The 19,589-nt window shown below is 70.5% G+C and carries 17 protein-coding genes; 6 read left to right on the forward strand and 11 right to left on the reverse strand.

Features of this window, described 5'->3' with window-relative positions; all coding sequences use genetic code 11:
* Window positions 1–250 precede the first annotated feature (250 nt).
* Both HNR51_RS13720 and HNR51_RS13725 read right to left on the reverse strand, forming a co-directional pair.
* Entirely contained in the window at window positions 251–3,394 is a 3,144-nt protein-coding gene (locus HNR51_RS13720) for an efflux RND transporter permease subunit (RefSeq protein ID WP_182555266.1), read from the reverse strand.
* Window positions 3,395–3,404: 10 nt separating this feature from the next.
* On the reverse strand, window positions 3,405–4,685 hold the full coding sequence (locus tag HNR51_RS13725; RefSeq protein ID WP_182555267.1) for an efflux RND transporter periplasmic adaptor subunit: 1,281 nt from the start codon (window positions 4,683–4,685) through the stop codon (window positions 3,405–3,407).
* 294 nt (window positions 4,686–4,979) lie between these two features.
* Here HNR51_RS13725 and HNR51_RS13730 point away from each other — a divergent pair, with 294 nt between their 5' ends.
* Window positions 4,980–5,162: a hypothetical protein gene (locus HNR51_RS13730; RefSeq protein WP_012456101.1), complete on the forward strand. Its 183-nt coding sequence runs from the start codon at window positions 4,980–4,982 to the stop codon at window positions 5,160–5,162.
* A gap of 67 nt (window positions 5,163–5,229) precedes the next feature.
* Here the strand turns inward: HNR51_RS13730 and HNR51_RS13735 are convergent, their stop codons facing one another.
* The 3 genes from HNR51_RS13735 to HNR51_RS13745 all read right to left on the reverse strand — a co-directional run bounded on the left by HNR51_RS13735 (window position 5,230) and on the right by HNR51_RS13745 (window position 8,050).
* Window positions 5,230–6,489, reverse strand: a complete 1,260-nt coding sequence (locus HNR51_RS13735) for a GGDEF domain-containing protein (RefSeq protein ID WP_182555268.1) — start codon at window positions 6,487–6,489, stop codon at window positions 5,230–5,232.
* Window positions 6,490–6,602: 113 nt separating this feature from the next.
* A complete protein-coding gene (gene hspQ, locus HNR51_RS13740; protein ID WP_012456099.1) occupies window positions 6,603–6,941 on the reverse strand; it encodes a heat shock protein HspQ in 339 nt (112 codons plus the stop codon).
* A 59-nt stretch (window positions 6,942–7,000) separates the two neighbouring features.
* The gene (locus HNR51_RS13745; RefSeq protein ID WP_012456098.1) at window positions 7,001–8,050 is read right to left on the reverse strand and encodes an HpcH/HpaI aldolase/citrate lyase family protein; all 1,050 of its coding nucleotides are present in this window, start codon (window positions 8,048–8,050) and stop codon (window positions 7,001–7,003) included.
* Window positions 8,051–8,484: 434 nt separating this feature from the next.
* On the opposite strand from HNR51_RS13745, the gene HNR51_RS13750 reads away from it, so the two are divergent.
* Entirely contained in the window at window positions 8,485–9,801 is a 1,317-nt protein-coding gene (locus HNR51_RS13750) for a patatin-like phospholipase family protein (protein WP_182555269.1), read from the forward strand.
* A gap of 441 nt (window positions 9,802–10,242) precedes the next feature.
* Here HNR51_RS13750 and HNR51_RS13755 read toward each other — a convergent pair whose 3' ends face one another.
* Window positions 10,243–10,806: an HTH domain-containing protein gene (locus HNR51_RS13755; RefSeq protein ID WP_182555270.1), complete on the reverse strand. Its 564-nt coding sequence runs from the start codon at window positions 10,804–10,806 to the stop codon at window positions 10,243–10,245.
* 297 nt (window positions 10,807–11,103) lie between these two features.
* The gene (locus HNR51_RS13760) at window positions 11,104–12,192 is read right to left on the reverse strand and encodes a replication protein RepA (protein WP_012456095.1); all 1,089 of its coding nucleotides are present in this window, start codon (window positions 12,190–12,192) and stop codon (window positions 11,104–11,106) included.
* Between the two features lie 756 nt (window positions 12,193–12,948).
* On the opposite strand from HNR51_RS13760, the gene mazG reads away from it, so the two are divergent.
* The gene (gene mazG, locus HNR51_RS13765) at window positions 12,949–13,776 is read left to right on the forward strand and encodes a nucleoside triphosphate pyrophosphohydrolase (protein WP_182555369.1); all 828 of its coding nucleotides are present in this window, start codon (window positions 12,949–12,951) and stop codon (window positions 13,774–13,776) included.
* 132 nt (window positions 13,777–13,908) lie between these two features.
* Here mazG and HNR51_RS13770 read toward each other — a convergent pair whose 3' ends face one another.
* From HNR51_RS13770 to rimO, 4 genes are all read right to left on the reverse strand, one after another.
* A complete protein-coding gene (locus tag HNR51_RS13770; RefSeq protein WP_012456093.1) occupies window positions 13,909–14,076 on the reverse strand; it encodes a hypothetical protein in 168 nt (55 codons plus the stop codon).
* A gap of 112 nt (window positions 14,077–14,188) precedes the next feature.
* Window positions 14,189–14,611: a DoxX family protein gene (locus tag HNR51_RS13775; protein ID WP_182555271.1), complete on the reverse strand. Its 423-nt coding sequence runs from the start codon at window positions 14,609–14,611 to the stop codon at window positions 14,189–14,191.
* An 11-nt stretch (window positions 14,612–14,622) separates the two neighbouring features.
* Window positions 14,623–14,808: a hypothetical protein gene (locus HNR51_RS13780; RefSeq protein WP_012456091.1), complete on the reverse strand. Its 186-nt coding sequence runs from the start codon at window positions 14,806–14,808 to the stop codon at window positions 14,623–14,625.
* A 100-nt stretch (window positions 14,809–14,908) separates the two neighbouring features.
* Window positions 14,909–16,255 carry a 30S ribosomal protein S12 methylthiotransferase RimO gene (gene rimO / locus HNR51_RS13785; protein ID WP_141953287.1) on the reverse strand — a complete coding sequence of 449 codons (1,347 nt, stop codon included), beginning with the start codon at window positions 16,253–16,255 and terminating at the stop codon, window positions 14,909–14,911.
* Between the two features lie 442 nt (window positions 16,256–16,697).
* On the opposite strand from rimO, the gene pabB reads away from it, so the two are divergent.
* From pabB to HNR51_RS13800, 3 genes are read left to right on the forward strand one after another with little or no spacing between them, the layout of a single operon-like run.
* Window positions 16,698–18,116, forward strand: coding sequence for an aminodeoxychorismate synthase component I (pabB, locus tag HNR51_RS13790; protein ID WP_182555272.1), 1,419 nt, complete (start codon window positions 16,698–16,700; stop codon window positions 18,114–18,116).
* Window positions 18,113–18,742, forward strand: coding sequence for an anthranilate synthase component II (locus HNR51_RS13795; protein WP_182555273.1), 630 nt, complete (start codon window positions 18,113–18,115; stop codon window positions 18,740–18,742). The genes pabB and HNR51_RS13795 overlap by 4 nt, the downstream gene beginning before the upstream one ends.
* On the forward strand, window positions 18,729–19,586 hold the full coding sequence (locus HNR51_RS13800; RefSeq protein ID WP_182555274.1) for an aminotransferase class IV: 858 nt from the start codon (window positions 18,729–18,731) through the stop codon (window positions 19,584–19,586). The genes HNR51_RS13795 and HNR51_RS13800 overlap by 14 nt, the downstream gene beginning before the upstream one ends.
* The last annotated feature ends 3 nt before the right edge of the window (window positions 19,587–19,589 follow it).

Raw genomic sequence — 19,589 nt, forward strand, 5'->3', positions numbered from 1 at the left:
TTCGCGACGATTTCATGATCTATAGACTGCCCGTCATCGGTTCGGGCCAAGCACAAAGCCTTGCATTCCGCGCGCAACGCGTCTCCGCTCAAGCTCCTTTAGCCCTCGGAAGGATCGCTAGACGCCGCCATGGGGCCGCTGTCCTTCGGGACCTGACGGGCAACGGCGGATCGCGCCCCTCGGCGCCGCCCGAATTCAGTAATGTGATTTCCACATTTCCCACGCCGTCATCCGCCGCGCAGGCGTCGGATCACTCGGCGGCGACCCGTCGGCGACCGAGATCGGCGGCGTTGGCGGGCGGACCCGGACGATAGGCCTCGTCCCCGCCCGCCTCCGGCTCGTCCGTCCCGCCGATGAAGCGGCCGAACAGGCGCACGAACAGCCGCGACAGGTCGTCGACCAGCAGGAAGATCGCCGGCACGAAGACGAGCGACAGGCCCGTCGAGACGATCAGCCCGCCGATCACCGCCACCGCCATCGGCGCCCGGAACTCGCCGCCGATCCCGAGCGCCATGGCGGACGGCACCATGCCGGCGGCCATGGCGATGGTGGTCATCACGATGGGCCGGGCCCGCTTGCGCCCGGCATCGACGATCGCCGTGACGCGATCGACGCCGCGGGCCATCTCCTCGATGGCGAAATCGACCAGCATGATCGCGTTCTTGGTCACCACGCCCATCAGCATCAGGATGCCGATGACGACGGGCATCGAGATCGGCATGCGGAAGACGAGGAGGCCGAGGATCGCCCCGCCGATGGAGAGCGGCAGCGAGAACAGGATGGTGAGCGGCTGGAGGAAGTTGCCGAACAAGAGGACGAGGACGCCGAACACCATCATCAGCCCGGCGCCCATGGCGAGCGCGAAGCCCTCGAACACCTCGCCCATCACCTCGGCGTCGCCGGTCTGGCGGATGGTGACGCCCTCGGGGAGATCGGTCGCGGCGGGCAGGGCCATCACCTGCTCGATGATCGAGCCCAGCGCGTCCGAGCCCTGGAGGTCGCCCTCGACGGCGACGCGCACGGTGCGGTCGTAGCGGTCGATGGCCGTGGGGCCGCGCCCGAGCGTCAGGTCGGCGACGGTGGCGAGCGGCACCGCCGCGCCGGCCTTCACCGGCACCTTCAGGGCGGCGATCTCGGGGAGCTGCCCGCGCAGGCGCTCGGGCAGCATCACCCGGATCGGGATCTGGCGGTCGCGGGCGTTGAACTTGGCGAGGTTGGCCGCGATGTCGCCGATGGTGCCGACCCGCACCGTCTCGGCGATGACGTCGGTCGAGACGCCGAGATCAGCGGCGACGCCGGCTTTGGGCGTGATGCGGATCTCGGTGCGGTCGAGGGGGGCGGTCGACATCACGTTGACGAGATGCGGCACGCCCATCGCCTCGCGCTGGAGCCGGGCGGCGACATCGGCGACCACGGCCTTGTCGGGCCCTGAGACGATCAGCGCGAATTCCCGCTGCCCGCCCTCCTGCAGCGACCAGAAGCGGATGTCGGGGACCTGCCGCAGGACGTTCGAAATCTTGAGATCGACCTGTTTCTGGGTCAGCGCCCGCTCGCTCTTCGGCGTGAGATTGACGGTGAGGCTCGCGAGCCTGACCTCCTTCTTGCCGGGCAACTGGCGCCCGCCATCGACGAAGACGGAGCGGACCTCGGGCATCTGCCGGAGGCTCTCGACGAGGCCGTCGGAGAGGCGCTGCGTGTCGTCGAGCCGGGCACCGGGGGGCAGCTCGACCACGAACATCGTGCGGGCCGCGTCCTCCGCCGGGATGAAGCCCGCCGGCAGCAGCCGGGTCGAGGCGATCGAGCCGGCAAAGCAGGCAAGCCCCAGGATCAGCGTCAGATATTTGTGGCGTACCGACCACGCGACGAGGCGGGTATAGGCCCGCATCACCGCGCCCTCGCGCTCGTCCTCCTCGCCATGGTCGCGCAGGAAATAGGCGGCGAGCAGCGGCGTGATGAGGCGGGCCACCAGCAGCGACATGAACACCGCCGCCGCGATGGTCAGCCCGAACTGCTTGAAGTACTGGCCGGCGATGCCCGGCATGAAGGAGACGGGGGCGAAGATCGCGATGATGGTCGCGGTGATGGCGATGACCGCGAGCCCGATCTCGTCGGCGGCTTCCAGCGCCGCGCGGTAGGCGGATTTGCCCATCCGCATGTGGCGGACGATGTTCTCGATCTCGACGATGGCGTCGTCGACGAGGATGCCGGTCACCAGGGTGATCGCGAGCAGGCTCACCGCGTTGAGCGAGAAGCCGAGCGCGCTCATCACCCAGAAGGTCGGCAGCACGGAGAGCGGCAGCGCCACCGCCGCGATGAGCGTGGCGCGCCAGTCGCGCAGGAACAGGAACACCACGATCACGGCGAGCGCGGCGCCCTCCAGCAGGCCCATCATCGCCGAGTGGTAATTGCCGATGGTGTTGACGACGCTGGTGTCGATCAGGTCGAAGCGCACGCCCGGATTCTCGGCGTGCAGCGCCTCGATGCGCCCGGCGACCGCCGCCGCGACCTCGGCGTCGCTCGCCCCCATCGCCCGGGAGATCGCGAAGCCCACCACCGGCTCGCCGTTGAAGCGGGCGAAGGTGCGCGGCTCCTCCGCCGCATCCATCAGGCTTGCCAGTTCGTCGAGGCGCACCTTGCGCCCGCCGGGCACGACGATGGAGGTGGCGCCCAGCGTCTCCAGGCTCGACGAGGCGCCCAGGGTGCGGATCGACTGTTCGCCGCCGGCCAGCTCCCCGCGCCCGCCGGCCATGTCGGCGGAGGTGAGGCGCAATTGCCGGTTCACGTCGGCCGCGGTGATGCCGAGCGCGAGCAGCCGGTCGGGCTTCAGGGTCACGCGGATCTCGCGGGCGACGCCGCCGAGCCGCTCGACGCCGCCCACGCCCTTCACCCCCTGGAGCTGGCGGGCGACCACGTCGTCGACGAACCACGACAGGTCCTCGGGCGTCATGGCAGGCGCCGACGCGCCGTAGATCATGATCGGCAGGCCGGCGATCTCGACGCGGCTGATGATCGGCTCGTCGATGGTGCGCGGCAGGTTGATGCGGATCTTCGCGATCGCGTCCTTCACGTCGTTGACGGCGCGGTCCTGATTCACCTCCAGGCGGAACTCGATCGTGGTGACCGAGGCGCCCTCCGAGATGGTCGAGAGGATGTGCTTGACCCCCTTCACCCCGGCCACCGAATCCTCGACCCATTTCGTGACCTGGGTCTGCAGCTCGGAGGGGGCGGCGCCCGACTGCGTCACCGTCACCGAGACGATCGGGATGTCGATGTTGGGAAAGCGGGTGATCGGCAGGGACCGGAAGCTGACGAGGCCGAGCACCATCAGCACGAGGAACAGGACGAGGGAGGGGATCGGCTTGCGGATCGCCCAGGCCGAGACGTTGAGGCGCATGGGGTGATCCTCAGCGGGTCTCGGCAGCGTGCGCCGCCGCGGGGAGCACCGGGCGGACCCGGTCGCCGTCGCGCAGGAACGAGCCGGCGCGGGCGACCACGGCCTCCCCGGCCGCGATGCCGGAGCGCACTTCCGTAAAGCCTTCGGCCGAGAGGCCGGTCTCGACCCTGCGGGCGGAGACGCGGCCATCCGCGACGGCGAGCACGCTCGCCGAGCCGTCGGCGGCGTAGAGCACGGCGGCGAGCGGGACCGCGACGCCCTCGCGCCGGGCGACCTCGACCCGGCCGCGGGCGAAGGCGCCGATATGCAGCGCCGGATCGGCCTCGAGGCGGATGCGGACCTTGCCGAGGCGCGTCGCCCGCTCGACCTCCGGGTAGACCCGGCGCACGGCGCCGGGGGTCACATGCCCGTCCTCCCATTCGAGGCGGGCCGGGGCGCCGGCCTTCAACCGCGGCAGGGCGGTCTCCGGTACCTCGCCCTCCAATTCGATCTCACCGCGGGCAATCAGGCGGAACAGCGGCTCGCCGACCGCACTCGCGGTGGCGCCGACCCGCGCCGTGCGGCGGCTGACGAGGCCGGCCTCCGGCGCGCGGATCTCGGTGCGGGCCCGGCGCAGGCCGATCTCGCGGCCTTGCGCCCGTGCCGCGGCGAGATCGGCCTCGGCGAGCGCCAGCCCGGCCCGCGCGGCGGCGAGCCGGCCGTCGGCGCCTTGCGCCGCGGAGACCCGCTGCTCCAGGGTGACGGCGGTGGCGTTGCCGGTCTTCACCAGGGCCTGCGCCCGTTCCAGGGCCTTCTGTGCCTCGACCTGGGCGGCCTCGGCCTGGACGATCTGGCTCCTGGCCTGAACGATGGCGGCTTGCGCCTTCGCGGTGGCGGCGAGGTTGGCGGCTTCCTGCGTCTCGATCATCTCCAGCGAGAGCCGCGCCAGCACCGCGCCGCGCTCGACCCGGTCGCCCTCCTCGACGAGCAGGGCGACGATGCGCAGGCCCTCGACCTCGGGGGCGACGAGGATCTCGTCGCGGGGCACCAGCGTCCCGGTCACGACCGCCTGCTCGACGATCTCGCGCCGCTCGGCCGGGACCACGCTCACCGCAGGCAGGAGCGCGGCGGGATCGGGCACGCCGGCGGTCGGCGGCTCGGCGGCACGGGCTGGCAAAAGACCGGGCAAGAGACCGGGCAAGAGACCGGGCAAGAGACCGGGCAAGAGACCGGGCAAGGAGCTGGGCAAGAGGCCGAGGCAGGCGGCCGCCAGCAGCAGGACGGCGGATCGGGGGAGAATACGGGCCGGCATCGCGAATCGCCTCAAGGGGCGCGCCGATGCGCCGCAGCCTGCATCGGAAGGACAACCGGCGATTTCGTGGCGCGGTCACGTCACCGGCCGCATTCGCGCAGGGAGGCAGCCGGATTCGTCACAGGGGCGCACCATACCGGCTTGCGCCCGGACCTGCATCCTTAGAAACGATCGTCGTGTCGATCTCGTCCGTCACCGTGGGAGCAGGTACCCCCCGGACACAATCCGCGTTGCAACCGGGCTCGATTCACCGGGTTGTCTCGTCAAGAGATTCCCGACGACGGACGGTTCACGATGAGCATCTTCCAGATCCGGCAGAAGACCAGCGGCGCGATCCTCTGGACCGGCAGCGCCGACGACGAGCACACCGCCCTCGACGCCATGGCCCGCGAGGCCGGCTATCCCGATTACTCCGCCCTGCCCGACACCCTGCGGGCGGCGGGCTTCGAGACGGCCAAGCTCGATCTCATCTCCTGACGGTCCGTCCGGCTTTCCCTTCCTCGACAGGGCGTCCGCGGCGCGGGCGCCCTTTTTCCATCGCGCCTCAGGCGCAGCAGCCCCGTCCGGAGGAGAGCGGCGCAGGGTCCGGCTGGCGCCGCCCGGAGACGCGCTCGGCGGGCTGCGCCAGGCGGCGGACCTGCAGCCGGTCGCGGCCCTGGCGCTTCGCCTCGTAGAGCGCCGCATCGGCCAAAGCCGTCAGGGTCTCGAGTTTTGCGCAACCGCCGGCGAACAGGGCGGCGCCGATGCTGACCGTGGCGCCGGCCGGCCGCTCCCGGCCGCCCTCGCGCGCCATGCGGACACGGATCGCCGCGCCGAGGTCGCGAATCGCCGCCTCGTCCAGTCCGGACACCAGGATCACGAACTCGTCCCCGCCGAGCCGGGCCGGGATCGCCTCCCGCTGCGGGCCGGCTTCGCGCCCCTCCGCAGGACCGCTCGCAAGAACCTTCGTAAGAACCTCGGCAAGCGTCACGAGGAGGCGGTCGCCGACGGCGTGGCCGAAGCTGTCGTTGACCGCCTTGAAGCGGTCGATGTCGAGCAGCAGCAGCGCCCCCGGTTCCTGCCGCGCGGCCATCGTGCCGAGCAGGCCGGCCGCGCGGCTCTCGAAGGCGCGACGGTTGAACAGGCCGGTGAGGCCGTCGCGCTCGGCCAAAGCCGTCATCGCCTCCTCCCGGCGGCGGCGCACCGCGGCGGCCATCATCAGGGCGAGCAGCACCTCGACGACGATGCCCTCGACCAGCGAGACCTGGATCAGCAGGCCCTTGAAGCCGACGATGCTGACGAAGGCGCCGGGCAGCGGCACCAGCAGGGCCTTGGCGGCGTAGAAGGCGCCGTGAACGGTAAAGACGAAGCCGAGGCCGTCGGAAGCCGCGGTGCGCTCCTCGAAGGGCGCGCCGGCACGGGACAGGAGGCCGTGGGCGGCCCTCAGCGCCACCAGCGCGACGAGGGCGGAGTTCAGGATCGCGAAGACGGGGGTGGGGTCGAGCCCGGCGGGCAGGAGCAGGAGCCCGGCCCAGGGCAGCAGCAGGCCCCACCAGAGCGGCGCGATCCGTCGCCCGGTGAAGCGCGCGACGCCGAACAGGAACAGGAGATGGGCGACGACGAGCAGGCCGTTGGCGACCCAGACCCCGACAAGGAAGGAGATGGGTCGCAGCAGCGACAGCGAACTGCCGAGGACGATGACGGCGAAGCCGGCGCTCCAGAACAGCAGCACCCGGTTGCGCAGGGTCCGCCATTCAAAGGCCAGGAAGCCCGCGGCGGCGGCGGCCGCCACGAGGCTCATGAACAGCATGGTGACCACGTCCATCGCGATCAGGCACCCGTGCAACGGTGGCGTTGCTTTACCCGATAGCGACTGCGGTTGAACAAAGCGTTCCGCTGCGCGTTTCTACCCTTCGGCCGCGCCGGGCGGGATCACGCTCAGTTCGCGTGGCCGATCCGCATACGGTAGGCGCCGTCGGCGCTGCGCTCGAATACCTCGTTGATGCCGGCATGGCGCAGGGCCTCGCCGGAGGTGTCGGGCACGAGGTTCTGCTCCGAGACGTAGGCGACGTACTCGCTGTCCGCGTTCTCGGCGAGCAGGTGGTAGAAGGGCTGGTCCTTGCGCGGCCGGACGTCCTCGGGAATGGCGAGCCACCATTCCTCGGTGTTGGCGAATTCCGGGTCCACGTCGAACACCACGCCCCGGAACGGGTAGATCCGGTGCCGGACCACCGCCCCGAGGCCGAATTTGGCGGTTCTCATGCTGGTCTGGGTCATGACCGATAGATAGGCCTCGCGCCCCTTCCGTTCCAACGCGAGGCCAGCATGCGCGACGATCAGGGCAGATTGTAGGCCTTGGCCAGATCCGGATCCTTCTCGGCCACCAGCCGGGCGAGATCGACGATCACCTTGGCCTGCTTCCAGGTGGCATCGTCCTGCATCTTGCCGTCGATCATCACCGCACCGGTGCCGTCGGGCATCGCCTCGACGATGCGGGAGGCGAAGTTCACCTCGGCCGGGTCGGGGGCGAACACGGTCTTGGCCAGCGCCACCTGGCTCGGATGCAGGGTCCAGGCGCCGGCGCAGCCCATCAGGAAGGCGTTGCGGAACTGCACCTCGCAGGCGGCCGAATCGGAGAAGTCGCCGAACGGGCCGTAGAACGCCTTGATGCCGTTGGCCATGCAGGCATCGACCATCCGGGCGATGGTGTAGTGCCACAGATCCTGCTGCGCGGATGCGCGCTCGGCATCGCCCTTGGGATCGGACAGGACGCGATAGTCCGGGTGGCCGCCGCCGACGCGGGTGGTCTTCATGCCGCGGGACGCCGCGAGATCGGCCGGCCCGAGGCTCATGCCGTGCATGCGCGGCGAGGCGCAGGCGATGGCATCGACGTTGGCCACGCCCTCCGCCGTCTCGAGGATGGCGTGGACGAGGATCGGCTTCTTGACGCCGTGGCGCGCCTCGAGCTGGGCGAGCAGCTGGTCGATGTAGTGGATGTCCCAGGGACCCTCGACCTTGGGCACCATCACCACGTCGAGCTTGTCGCCGACTTCCGCCACGAGGGTGAAGAGGTCGTCGAGGATCCAAGGCGAGTTCAGGGCATTGATGCGGGTCCACAGGCCGGTGCCGGAGGCGGCGAAATCGGTGGCCTTGGCCATCTCGACGAAACCCTTGCGCGCCGCCTCCTTCTGGTCGGCGGGGACCGCGTCCTCCAGGTTGCCGAGCACCACGTCGACCGTCTTGGCGAGTTCGGGCACGCGGGCGCGGACCTTGTCGTTGTGCGGCGGCACGAAGTGGATCATCCGCTCGAGCTTGATCGGCAGCTCACGGAAGGGCTCGGGCGCACCCGCGGCGAGCGGCTGGAAGAAGCGGCGCGGCAGTTTCATCGGCTCTCGGTCTCCGGCTTCGCGTCGGGCTTGGCGTAGGCCCTCAGCTTATCGGCTTCGCGTTAGAGCACGGCGCCCCCCGGCGTAAAGCCGACCTTGGTCGGCTCCCTTGGTCGGCTCCGTTGGAGAACCCCGCAATTCCCGGACTGGACTCTTCTGATTGCGCGCACAAATCCGTGGCGCATCCGGGCCTTGAGGATTGCGCCACGAGCCCGATCGGAAGACGATCCCTCACGGCTTCGAAGGTTTCATCACGCGCTCCTCCGCATTCGCGCCTCCGGCCCGAAGGCCGGGATGTCCCGGAGCCGGGCGCGAAACGGCAAAGCTTGCCCGGCAAAGCATCCGGTGCAGGGCAGGCCGGACGGAACACGCCGCCGCGACCGGTGTTTCTCGGCCGAGGCGGGCTGTCGAACACAGTCGGGAGACGTGCGTCGATGCCGAAACTGTACAACGAACCGAGCTTACGGATCGCCTGGGCGGACCGGAGCCTTGCCGGGCGGCGTTGGTCCGGCCTGGGCCGTCCCCTGGCGGGCGTCCTCGTGGCGCTGACCCTGTCGCAGGGGGCGCTGGCGGGCGAACGAACGAAAAAACCTGCCGACGCGCGGCCGGACTACACCGCCGCCCAGGCCGCGACCGCGCGGCCCGAGGGCCTGCCGGCCTCGGTGCGGATCGCGGGTGACGACGTGAGCGCCTTCCAGGCGCTGATCGACGGGGCGCCCCGCGCCGCCGATCCCTGGCTGGTGCTCTCCGGCGGCGGCGAGAACGGCGCCTTCGCCGCCGGCCTGCTGGCGGGCTGGTCGGAGCGCGGCGACCGACCCGATTTCGGCGTGATCACCGGCGTCTCGACCGGCGCGCTGATCGCGCCCTTCGCCTTCGCGGCGCCGACGATCGGGGCGAAGGCCGACGCGGCGCTGAAGGCGAACTACACCGAGATCTCGGCGGCGGACGTGTTCGAGTTCGGCGGCACGCCGGATTCGCTCACCGACACGTGGCCGCTCAAGGAGCGGATCGGGCGCGCGGTGACGCCGGCCCTGCTCAAGGCGGTGGCGGCCGAGCACGCCAAGGGCCGCCGCCTGCTGATCGCCACGACGCAGGTCGACAGCGAGCGGCCGGTCCTGTGGGACATGGGCGCGATCGCTCAGCGCAACGCCGAGACCGGCGATCCCCGGGCGCTGGCCCTGTTCCGCGCGATCATCCTCGCCTCGACGGCGGTGCCTGGCGTCTTCCCGCCGGTGGCGATCCCCGCCGAGGCCAAGGATGGGGCCAATGACGGGGGCAAGGACAAGAGCTTCGCGGAGCTGCACGACGACGGCGGGGCGATGGCCCCGTTCTACCTCGCGCCGGCCGCCGCCCTGGAGGGAGAGGCGCGGCTGCGCCTGCCGACGGACCGGGTCTACCTCGTCGTCAACAACCGGCTCGAACCGGAATTCCAGATGGCCTCGCGCACCACGCTCTCGGTGCTCGGCCGCACCATGTCGGCGGCGATCAAGGCACAGACCCGCGCGGCGCTCGCGCTCTCCAAGGGCTATGCCGAGCGCACCGGCCTCGACCTGCGGATCGCGCTCATCGACGGGCGCTTCGCCAAGACCTCGGAGAAGCCGTTCGACCAAGCCTACATGAAGGCGCTGTTCGCCCACGGCGAGGCCCTGGCCCGCGACGGCAGCGCCTTCGTCCAGGCTCGCCCCCCGGCCACGGCCGCGAGCCGGCCCATTCCCTCGGAGACGACCGGCAGCGTCACGGCCTCGCGCTGAGGGGAAAACAGACGACACGCCGATTGTCGGCGATGGCCGCGGAAGCTATGTTTCGCGTTGGGAACCGGACGAGGTTTGGACCCCCGCCCGGCCCCCTGCGGGCTAGAAGGTGATGGCGAGGATCAGTCGCCAATCCCTCCACCGCAGAGTGACCGAGATGGTAACCATCTCGTCCTCCTCTGTGGTATCCGGCGGCCATCGCCGGACAAGGCATTAACAATCGGAGGCTGCACAACGGTCAAGCGATCGCTGTGCAGCCTTTTTCTTGCCCCCTCATCGAGCCTCCTCGTCGGCCGAGGCCGCAGGCGCCCCAGGGTGCGTGACGACGGCGAAGGCCGCCGAGCGCATCGTGCTGGATATCGGATCCAGCACGATGCGCTCGGCTTCTGTTTTTGCATCATCTTTTTTCGAAAGCCGGAAACCACCTTTCGGGATGATGCTCTATCCCTCCTCCGCATCGGCGGGGGCGTAGACGGCCTCCCCCAGGCGCTTCAGCGGGCCGCCGGGGCCGGAGCGCTTCCAGAGCCGGGTGTTGAGCGCCGCCACCGGATCCTGGCCCGGCAGGGAAAAGCCCTGCTCGGCGATCCGCGCCAGGATCTCGCTGGCGTGCAGCGGGCGGCCCGCCTCCTCGAGGGCGGCGAGCGCCGCCTCGATCACCGCCCGGCCGTAGCGGCGGGCGAGCACCGTCTCCGACAGGCCGGCCTCTTCGGTCGGATCCTCGGCCGGATCGGGGAAGGCGGGCACGGGCGGCCGCTCGGGCCGGGCGGGGGGCTGGGCCGAAGGGGCCGCAACGGTGGCGGCGACCGGGGCCGGCGCCGGAGGCGGGGCGGGCACGTCCATCTGAGGGGCCGCGTCCACCGCGGCCGGAGCCGGAACGGAGGGGCCGCCGAGGCGGCGTCCGAGATCGAGATAGAGGAGGAGGTCGGCGATCTGCCGTTCGAGCGCGTCGCGCTGCCGACGCAGCTCCTCCAGCCGCGCCAGGGCCTCGGCTTCCGACAGGACCATGAGGGCGTTTCCGGTCGCTCGTTCCGAAGAAGGGAAATGGGACGGAACGGACGATACAAGGGAATGGAACGGAAGACCAGGGAATTATTCCGGACACTTCATTCCATACGAGCCATTTCAGACGCTCCAAAGGAAGGAATACCCGACCTCCGAATGCCGCTGCCTCCTCTCGTTCCCTTGCGATTGGAACGCCGAAGGAATGAGAGGGGCAGAGCAGATGGAATATTCCGAATCTGCGCCTGTACGGAATGCAATCTGAGAGAACGGGCCGTCGGCCATCGCGCGACAAAAATTCCGTCAGGCGCGAGCCGCCGCGCGCGCGGGGCGGGCGGCCTTGGGCGGCACCAGCAGGCTGCCGGGATCGGCCGGGTGGAGCAGCATGCCGCCCTCGTCGAGGTCGATCCGCAGCCGCGGAAACACCTCGAGCAGGCCGGCGAGGTCCGCCTTGAAGGCCTGGCGGAAGCTGCGCAGGCTGGCATTCTCGGCGCCGAACTGGCGGTGCAGGTTGTCCCAGGTCAGCCGCAGGGGCCGCTGGAGGGCGCGGAGCCGGTAGCCGGTCCAGAACAGGAGGTCGAGCTTGCGCGCCGAGCCGGAGAAGGCGCGGGCCGCGCGGATATCGACCGGCAGGGCGTGGCGGATCAGGCTGTCGTAGAAATCCTGATGGAACGAGACGGTGCGCTGCCAGACGAGGCCGTCTTCGCCGCGCCGCCACAATTCGAGCTGGCGGAAGGGCGGCACGTTGAGGGTCGAGGCCTGCCCCTCCCCGTCCCACAGGCCGAGCTGCATCGAGCAGGCGGCGAGGCGGTTGAGCTGTTCCTTGAAGGCGCCGATGGTGCCGCGCTCGCCGCCGGTGACGGCGAAACCCATGGCCTTCATGAAGCCGGAGAGGCTGTCGGCGACCTCGATGGTCGGGCTCCTCTGGCGCACCGCCTCGGTGCAGAGGTGCAGCAGCACCAGCCGGGCCTTGGGGCCGTAGGGCAGGCCCTGCAGCTCCATCTCGCCGGTGACCGGGTTCTTGAGGCGCCCGGCCGAGAGGCTGAGCGAGTTGCGGCCGTATTCGCGCACGAAGTCGCGGGCATCGCCCGGATCGCGGTAGGGCAGGCCGCAGAGCGCCAGCACGGAATGCAGGTGCTGCAGGTTCTCCGGGCCCGTCGGCTCGTTCTCGATCACCTCGCGCACGGCGTCGCGGCGGCGGCGGTCGCGGCCCATGGCCTCGCGGGCCTCGGCCTGCGCGCCCTCCTGCGCCCGGGCGGCATCGCGCTCGCGCTGGCGGAACAGCAGATGCTCGACGATCGGCGCGAACAGGAACCCGCCCCGCGCCGCCTCCAGCTCCGCCAGCAGATCCGGGTCGCGGATCGCGGCGATCTTGGCCTCCAGCCCCGACATGGCGCGCTCTCAGAACCTCCCGCTGCGTGTCACGTCGGATCCGCCCCTCAAAGCCTTCGGTCCTGACCCGGGCGAACACCGCCGGTCTCCTCAGGTCCGCAACCGATCTGTCACGATTCGGCTCCGCGGAGTCCCGTGGCCGATCGGAGTTTTCCCGGGAATCCACGCTTGGCGCCCGGAATCCTGCACAGGCGCGTCGTCCCCGGCCGGAGGAGGGGCGGTTTTTGCGCACGCAGAGTTTCATACGCCGGCCCGCCGGCCCGAATCCGCCCGCGCAGAGTTCGATACGCCCGCCCGACCCGGACTTGTCCCCGCTCTTCCCCGGCCGAACCGGTTTTGCACGCTGAATCCGGTACGCCCCCGCGCAGAATCCGATGCGGACGACCCCGGACGGCGCGCAGAATCCGATGCGAGGCCGCGCAGAGTCCGATGCGGTTTCGCGCAGAGTTCGATGCGCGAATGGGTCTCAAGTCACGGAGCCGACACGGTTTTTCACCGCCCCATATAACCTGCTGAACTGACTCCCTAAGAATCCTTAACAGATAGCTTTCCTAAGGAGGGCAGAGGTGCGTTCGCCAAACCGAACGACGTCTTTCTCTCTCGTTTTCAAAAGGAATACAGGGAATTTTGCACAGGCTGTCCCCTTCCCTCCCCCGGATGACGCCGTCCGGCGGGCGCTGCGCCGTCCCGCCGGACGGTTTATGAGCGCAGGCGTGCCCGGAACCGGGCGGCGGATGCGGGATGAGGGTTCGAGCGATGGACGGGGCGCCGATCGACAGGCTGCGGGCGCTGATGGCGCGGTTGCGCGATCCGGAACGGGGCTGCGCCTGGGACGTGGAGCAGACCGCCGCGACCATCGTCCCCTACACGATCGAGGAGGCCTACGAGGTCGCCGACGCGGTCGAGCGCGGCGACCGGGCCGATCTGCGCGACGAACTCGGCGACCTGCTGCTGCAGGTCGTGTTCCAGGCCCGGATCGCCGAGGAGGAGGGCGCCTTCCGCTTCGACGACGTGGCCGAGGCGATCTGCGCCAAGTTGATCCGGCGCCACCCGCACGTCTTCGACGCCTCGGGCGATTTCCTGCCCCCCGACGAGCGTCCGACCGATCCGGCGGCGATCAAGGCGGCCTGGGACGTGATCAAGGCGGGGGAGCGTGCGGAGAAGGCGGCGGCCGGCAAGGGGGAGACGGGACCGCTGGCGGGTGTGTCCCGCGCGCTGCCCGCCCTCGCCCGGGCCGACCGGATCTCGAAGCGGGCAGCCGCCGTCGGATTCGACTGGCCGGACGCGGTCCAGGTCCTCGCCAAGGTGCGCGAGGAGGTCGACGAGGTCGAGGAGAGTCTCGGCGCGGGTGAACCGGACGCGGTGTTCGAGGAGATCGGCGACCTGCTGTTCTCGGTCGCCAACCTCGCCCGCCATGCCGGTGTCGATCCGGAGGAGGCTTTGCGCCGCGGCACCCTCAAGTTCGAGCGCCGCTTTACCGCCATGGCGAACCGGCTCGCCGCCGAGGGTCGGGCCCTGCAGGACACCCCCCTCCCCGCGATGGAAGCCGCTTGGCAGGCGGTGAAGCGCGACGAGAAAAAGTGAGGTCCGATCCCGGGGATCCCGAAGGGCCTTGAGGCCCTTCGGCGGGTGTTCAGGGCAGAGCCCTGAAGGCGGCGGAGCCGCTTCGCCGGGCGCTGCCCTGCACTCGCGAGAGGACTTGTCCTTCCGAAACCTTTACTTCTTCGTCCGGGGATCGCCCTTCTTCGCCGGGGTCGGACAGGGCGGCTTCGGCTTCAGGCGCTCCACGATCTGCTCCAGGGCGCGTTCGACCGCCGCCTGCTCCGGCGGTGCGGCACCGTCCTGCGGGCGGTTCGTCCGGTTCGAATCGCGGCTCTTCGGCATGGGGGCGAGCCTAGACAGGGTCGCGGGCCGAAGACCACCGGTTGAGCCGGCCCGGATACGCTGCCGGCACCGTTTTCCTCAGAGAAAAGCCTTTTTCAATTCCGGATTAAGCTTAACGAGGTGCTCCGCTCGCGCCCGTTCTTCTCGCCGCGAACGGCCAGTCGATGGCGCGCACGGCGTAGAGCGCCCACCACACCATCACCGGCTGACAGGCGAGACGGGGGCCGTGATACCACCACGTGTCGGGGATCGGCGGCACGGCAATCCCCTCGACCGCCTGCTTGATGTTGGCCGGGAACACGCAGACCGCGTAGAGCGCCAGCATGATCCCGGCGAGCCGCCGCAGCCGCGGCACGAACAGCGCCAGGGCGCCGGCGATCTCGCACAGGCCGGTGCCGACCACCACGAGGCGCGGGGCAGGCACCCAGCCCGGCATGATCGGCAGGAACCGGTCGGTGGCGGCGAGATGGACGACGCCGATGAAGCCGTAGAGGCCGATCAGGCCGAGGCGCAGCCCGCGGCGGTCGTCGCGCATCGGGGGATGCGTCAGGCGGAGCGGTCGTCCTCGGCCTGACGCTTGTCCTCGCCCGTCTTGGTGTTGCCGCGGGCCGCTTCCTCGGCCTCGGTGCCGGCGCGCTCCATCGGTCCGGGTTGCGACTTCAGCTGACCCGTCACCGGGTCCTTGGGGGAGACCGCGGCCTCGTTGCTCTGGTCGCGCTGCGCATCCGCCATCGTTGCCTCGTCCGGTCGTTGATCGTGACGGGGCAACGTTTTCGCGCGGGCAGCGGTTCGCGTGCGAGCCTCCGGCTCCGCCCGGGCCCTCGCCCGGCCCCTACACCGCGATGCCGTGCAGGTCGTAGGCGTCGGCCCGCTCGATCTTCACCGTGACGATATCGCCGGGCCGCAGCGGGCGGCGCGAGGCGACGTGAACGCTGCCGTCGATCTCCGGGGCGTCGGCCTTGGAGCGGCCGCGTGCCCCGCCCGGGCCGGCCTCGTCGATGATCACTTGCAGGCGCTTGCCGACCTTCGCCCGCTGGAGCTTGAGCGAGACGCCGGCCTGCGCTTCCATGAAGCGGCGCTTGCGCTCGGCCTTCACCTCCGGCGGCACCAGCAGGCCGAGATCGTTGGCGGGCGCGCCCTTGACCGGCTCGTATTCGAAGCAGCCGACCCGCTCGAGCCGCGCCTCGCGGATCCAGTCGAGCAGCTCCTCGAACTCGGCCTCGGTCTCGCCGGGGAAGCCGACGATGAAGGTCGAGCGGATGGCCAAGTCCGGGCAGATCTCGCGCCAGCGCCGGATGCGGTCGAGTTGGCGTTCCTGGTTGCCGGGCCGGCGCATCCGCTTGAGCACCGAGGGGCTGGCGTGCTGGAGCGGCATGTCGAGATAGGGAAGGATCTTGCCCTCGGCCATCAGCGGGATGACCTCGTCGACATGCGGGTAGGGATAGACGTAGTGCAGCCGCACCCAGGCGCCGAGCTCGCCGAGTTCGGAGGCGAGATCGTAGAAGCGCGCGCGCACCTCCCGGTCGCGCCACGGGCTCGTGGCGTAGCGGGTGTCGATGCCGTAGGCCGAGGTGTCCTGCGAGACGACGAGCAGCTCCTTCACCCCGGCTTTGACGAGCTTTTCCGCCTCGCGCAGCACGTCGCCCGCCGGGCGGCTGACGAGGTCGCCGCGCAGGCTCGGGATGATGCAGAAGGTGCAGCGGTTGTTGCAGCCCTCGGAAATCTTCAGATAGGCGTAGTGGCGCGGGGTGAGCTTGACCCCCTGCGGCGGGATCAAGTCGAGGAACGGGTCGTGGGCCGGCGGCACCGCCTCGTGCACGGCCGCGACCACGGACTCGTAGGCCTGGGGGCCGGTGACGGCGAGCAGGTTCGGATATTTCTCGCGGATTTCCTCCGGCTGCGCGCCCATGCAGCCGGTGACGATCACCCGGCCGTTCTCCGCCATGGCCTCGCCGATCGCCTGAAGCGATTCCGCCTTGGCGGAATCGAGGAAGCCGCAGGTGTTGACGATGACGACGTCCGCCCCGTCATGGCGGCGCGACAGCTCGTAGCCCTCGGCCCGCAGGTGGGTGAGGATGCGCTCGGAATCGACGAGCGCCTTGGGGCAGCCCAGCGACACGAAGGAGATCCGCGGCGCGGCGGCGCCCTTGGTGTCCGAGGGGGAGGCGGTTGCGGTCATGACGGCTCGTTGAGGCAGCCCTCCGGAACGGAGGCCCGCGCGTCCTGCATCGATGGCGGTGGATGGCCCGATATAACCGCATTGGGGCGCGGTTGCGAGCGTGGCCGGACGCTTGCGTTTCGCCACGACGCGCGGCCGACCCCCGTCGCGAGGCTTGGATCGCTTCATCGATGCTGGCGATGACGGAGCTGCGAACTCCGCCGTCCTCGCGAGGCGAAGCCGAAGCCATCCCGCCGCACCCTCCCTCATGAAGGCAGACCGCGATGGAGCGATATGAGTAAAATCATTCAGATCAATGCGTTGGAATAGATATCGAAGAAATTAGTTCAGGGCTGGAACGGCCGCGGCGCATACCCCTCCCGCGAGCCCGGAACGCGGGAACGATTGACGGGAGGCTGCCGCGCGCCCTTGGGTAAATCATAAAACGAGCGCCGCACGAGGCATGACGGCCGAGCCCATGGTCTGGACCCGCGAGATCCCCTTTATCGACCCGGTCGCGGCCGCGGCGCGGCTCGCCCGGCTGCCCGGGCTCGCCTTCCTCGACAGCGCCATGCGGCACGACACGCTGGGCCGCGTCTCGGTGCTGGCCGCCGACCCATTCGCGCGGTTCCGCTATCGCGACGGGGGGGCCACCCTGGATGGCCGCCCGATCCCCGGCCCCCCGCTGGAGGCGCTGCGGGCCTGCCTCGCGCCCTATCGTCTCGCGCCGCAACCCGACCTGCCGGCCTTTCCCGGGGCGGCGATCGGCTACTTCGCCTACGATCTCGGGGGGAGCCTGGAGCGGGTCGATCCACCGGCGCGCCGGGCGGGACTGACCGACGACATCGCCTTCAACCTCTACGACACGCTGCTCGCCGTCGATCACGGACGGCGCAGCTGCCTCCTGATCGCCACCGGCTTCCCCGAGACCGATCCGCAGGCCCGCGAGGCGCGCGCAAGGGCACGGCTCGATGCCTTCGCCGGCCTGCTCGCCGCAGGGGCCGAACCGTCCCCGGAATGGACCGGAGTCCAGCTCACATGGCGCTCGAACTTTTCGCGACAAGCGTATGAAGATGCTGTCGAAAAGGTTCGTGATTACATCCGGGCCGGCGACATCTACCAAGCCAACATCGCCCAGCGCTTTTCCGCCGACCTGCCACCCGGCTTCGACCCTTTCGCCTTCTACCGGCGGCTTCGCGAGACCAACCCCGCGACCTTCGGCGCCTATCTCGCTTTCGAGGGACTGACGGTGGCCTCCTCCTCGCCCGAGCGCTTCCTGAAGCTGGAGGGGCGGGCGGTCGAGACCCGGCCGATCAAGGGCACGGTGCGCCGCGATCCCGATCCCACCCGCGACGCCGAGATTGCTGCGGCGCTCCAGGCCAATCCGAAGGAGCGGGCCGAGAACATCATGATCGTGGACCTGCTGCGCAACGACCTGTCGCGGGTCTGCGAGCCCGGCAGCGTGCGGGTGCCGACCCTGTGCGGGGTGGAATCCTATGCCGGCATCCACCATCTCGTATCGGTGGTGACGGGCACGCTGCGCGCGGGTGCGGACGCCCTCGACCTCATCGAAAAGACCTTTCCCGGCGGCTCGATCACCGGCGCGCCGAAGCTCAGGGCCATGGACATCATCACCGAGATCGAGAGGGACGCGCGCGAGCTCTATTGCGGGGCGATCGGCGCGCTCGGCTTCGACGGATCGCTCGACACCTCGATCGCGATCCGCACCGTGTTCATGGACGGCGCCCAAGCCGTGCTCCAGGCGGGCGGCGGGGTGACGCTGCTCTCCGAGCCCGGCCCCGAATACGAGGAGACGCTGACCAAGGCGGCCCGCGTCTTCGCGGCCTTCGAGCCGGCCTTCGAGGAGGAGGGCACGCCGTGATCCTCGTCATCGACAACTACGATTCCTTCGTCTTCAACGTGGTGCGCTACTTCGAGGAGCTGGGCGAGACGGTCGAGGTCGTGCGCAACGACGCGCTCGATGTCGCCGGCATCCGCGCCCGGAACCCGGAGGCGGTGGTGATCTCGCCGGGCCCCTGCACCCCGGCGGAGGCCGGCGTGAGCCTGCCGGCGATCCGCGACCTGTCGGGCGAAGTGCCGATCCTCGGCGTCTGCCTCGGGCATCAGGCGATCGGCGCGGCCTTCGGCGGCCGGGTCGAGCGGGCGGGACGTCCGCTCCACGGCCATGCCACGCCGATCCGGCACGGCGGCGAGCGGCTTTTCGCAGGGCTGCCGCAGCCGATGCAGGTGGGCCGCTACCACTCGCTGATCGTGGCGCCGACGCCGGAGATGGAGCGCCACCTCACCGTCGACGCCGCCTCGGGGGAGGGTGAGGTGATGGCGCTGTCGCACCGCAGCCACCCGACCTGGGGCATCCAGTTCCACCCGGAATCGGTGCTGACCGAGAACGGCCACGCGCTGTTTTCCAACTTCCTCAAGGGCGCCCGCGCGTGGCGCGCGGAGACGGATCCGGCGCGCACCGACAGGCTCGCCGATGCTGTGGTCTGACGGGCGGCTGGTCGAGGGCGGCACTCTCCCCTTCGCCATGGCCGACCGCGGCCTGCTGCTCGGCGACGGGGTGTTCGACACCGCCCTCGCCGTTCAGGGCCGGGTCGCTTTCGAGGCCGCCCATGCCGACCGCCTCGCCGCCGCTGCGGCGGCGCTCGGCTTTTCCGTCGAACGGGCGCGGATCGTCGAGGCGATGCGCGCGCTCGCGGGCACCGCCCCGCTCGCGGCGATCCGCACCACGCTGACCCGCGGCCCCGGCCCGCGCGGGCTCGCGCCGCCGGCCGAGCCGCAACCGTTCCTGTTCGGCAGCGCCGCGCCGGCCCGCGCCGCCCTGTTCTTCGCGCCCCTGCGGCTGATGCCGACGGAGATTGCCCGCAACGAGACCTCGCCGGCCGCCCGCCTCAAGACGCTCGGCTATCTCGACGCGGTGCTCGCCGCCCGGGATGCGCAGGCGCAAGGCTTCGACGAGGCCCTGTTCCTCAACACCGCGGGCCGCGTCGCCTGCGCCGGCACCGGCAATGTTTTCGCGATCCTTGGCGCGACGCTGGTGACGCCGCCGCTCGGCGAGGGCGTGCTGCCGGGGATCGTCCGCGCCGAACTTCTCTCGAACCTCGCGCCGGGGCTCGGCCTCACGGTCGAGGAGCGCCCTCTCCTGCCCTCCGAACTGGAGGCCGCGGAGGCCCTGTTCGTCACCAACTCCCTGCGCCTGCTCGCGCCCGTGACGGCGCTCGGCGCGCGCGCATACGACAGCGCCGGGCACGGCACGGTTCGGCGTCTCGGCGCGGCTTTGCGGGAGGCGGTGGCGGCGGAATGCGCGGTCGGGGCGGACGCGCTCGACCCGTGATCT

It is taken from the genome of Methylorubrum thiocyanatum, from assembly GCA_014138645.1.
In the GTDB taxonomy this organism is placed as follows: Bacteria; Pseudomonadota; Alphaproteobacteria; order Rhizobiales; family Beijerinckiaceae; genus Methylobacterium; species Methylobacterium thiocyanatum.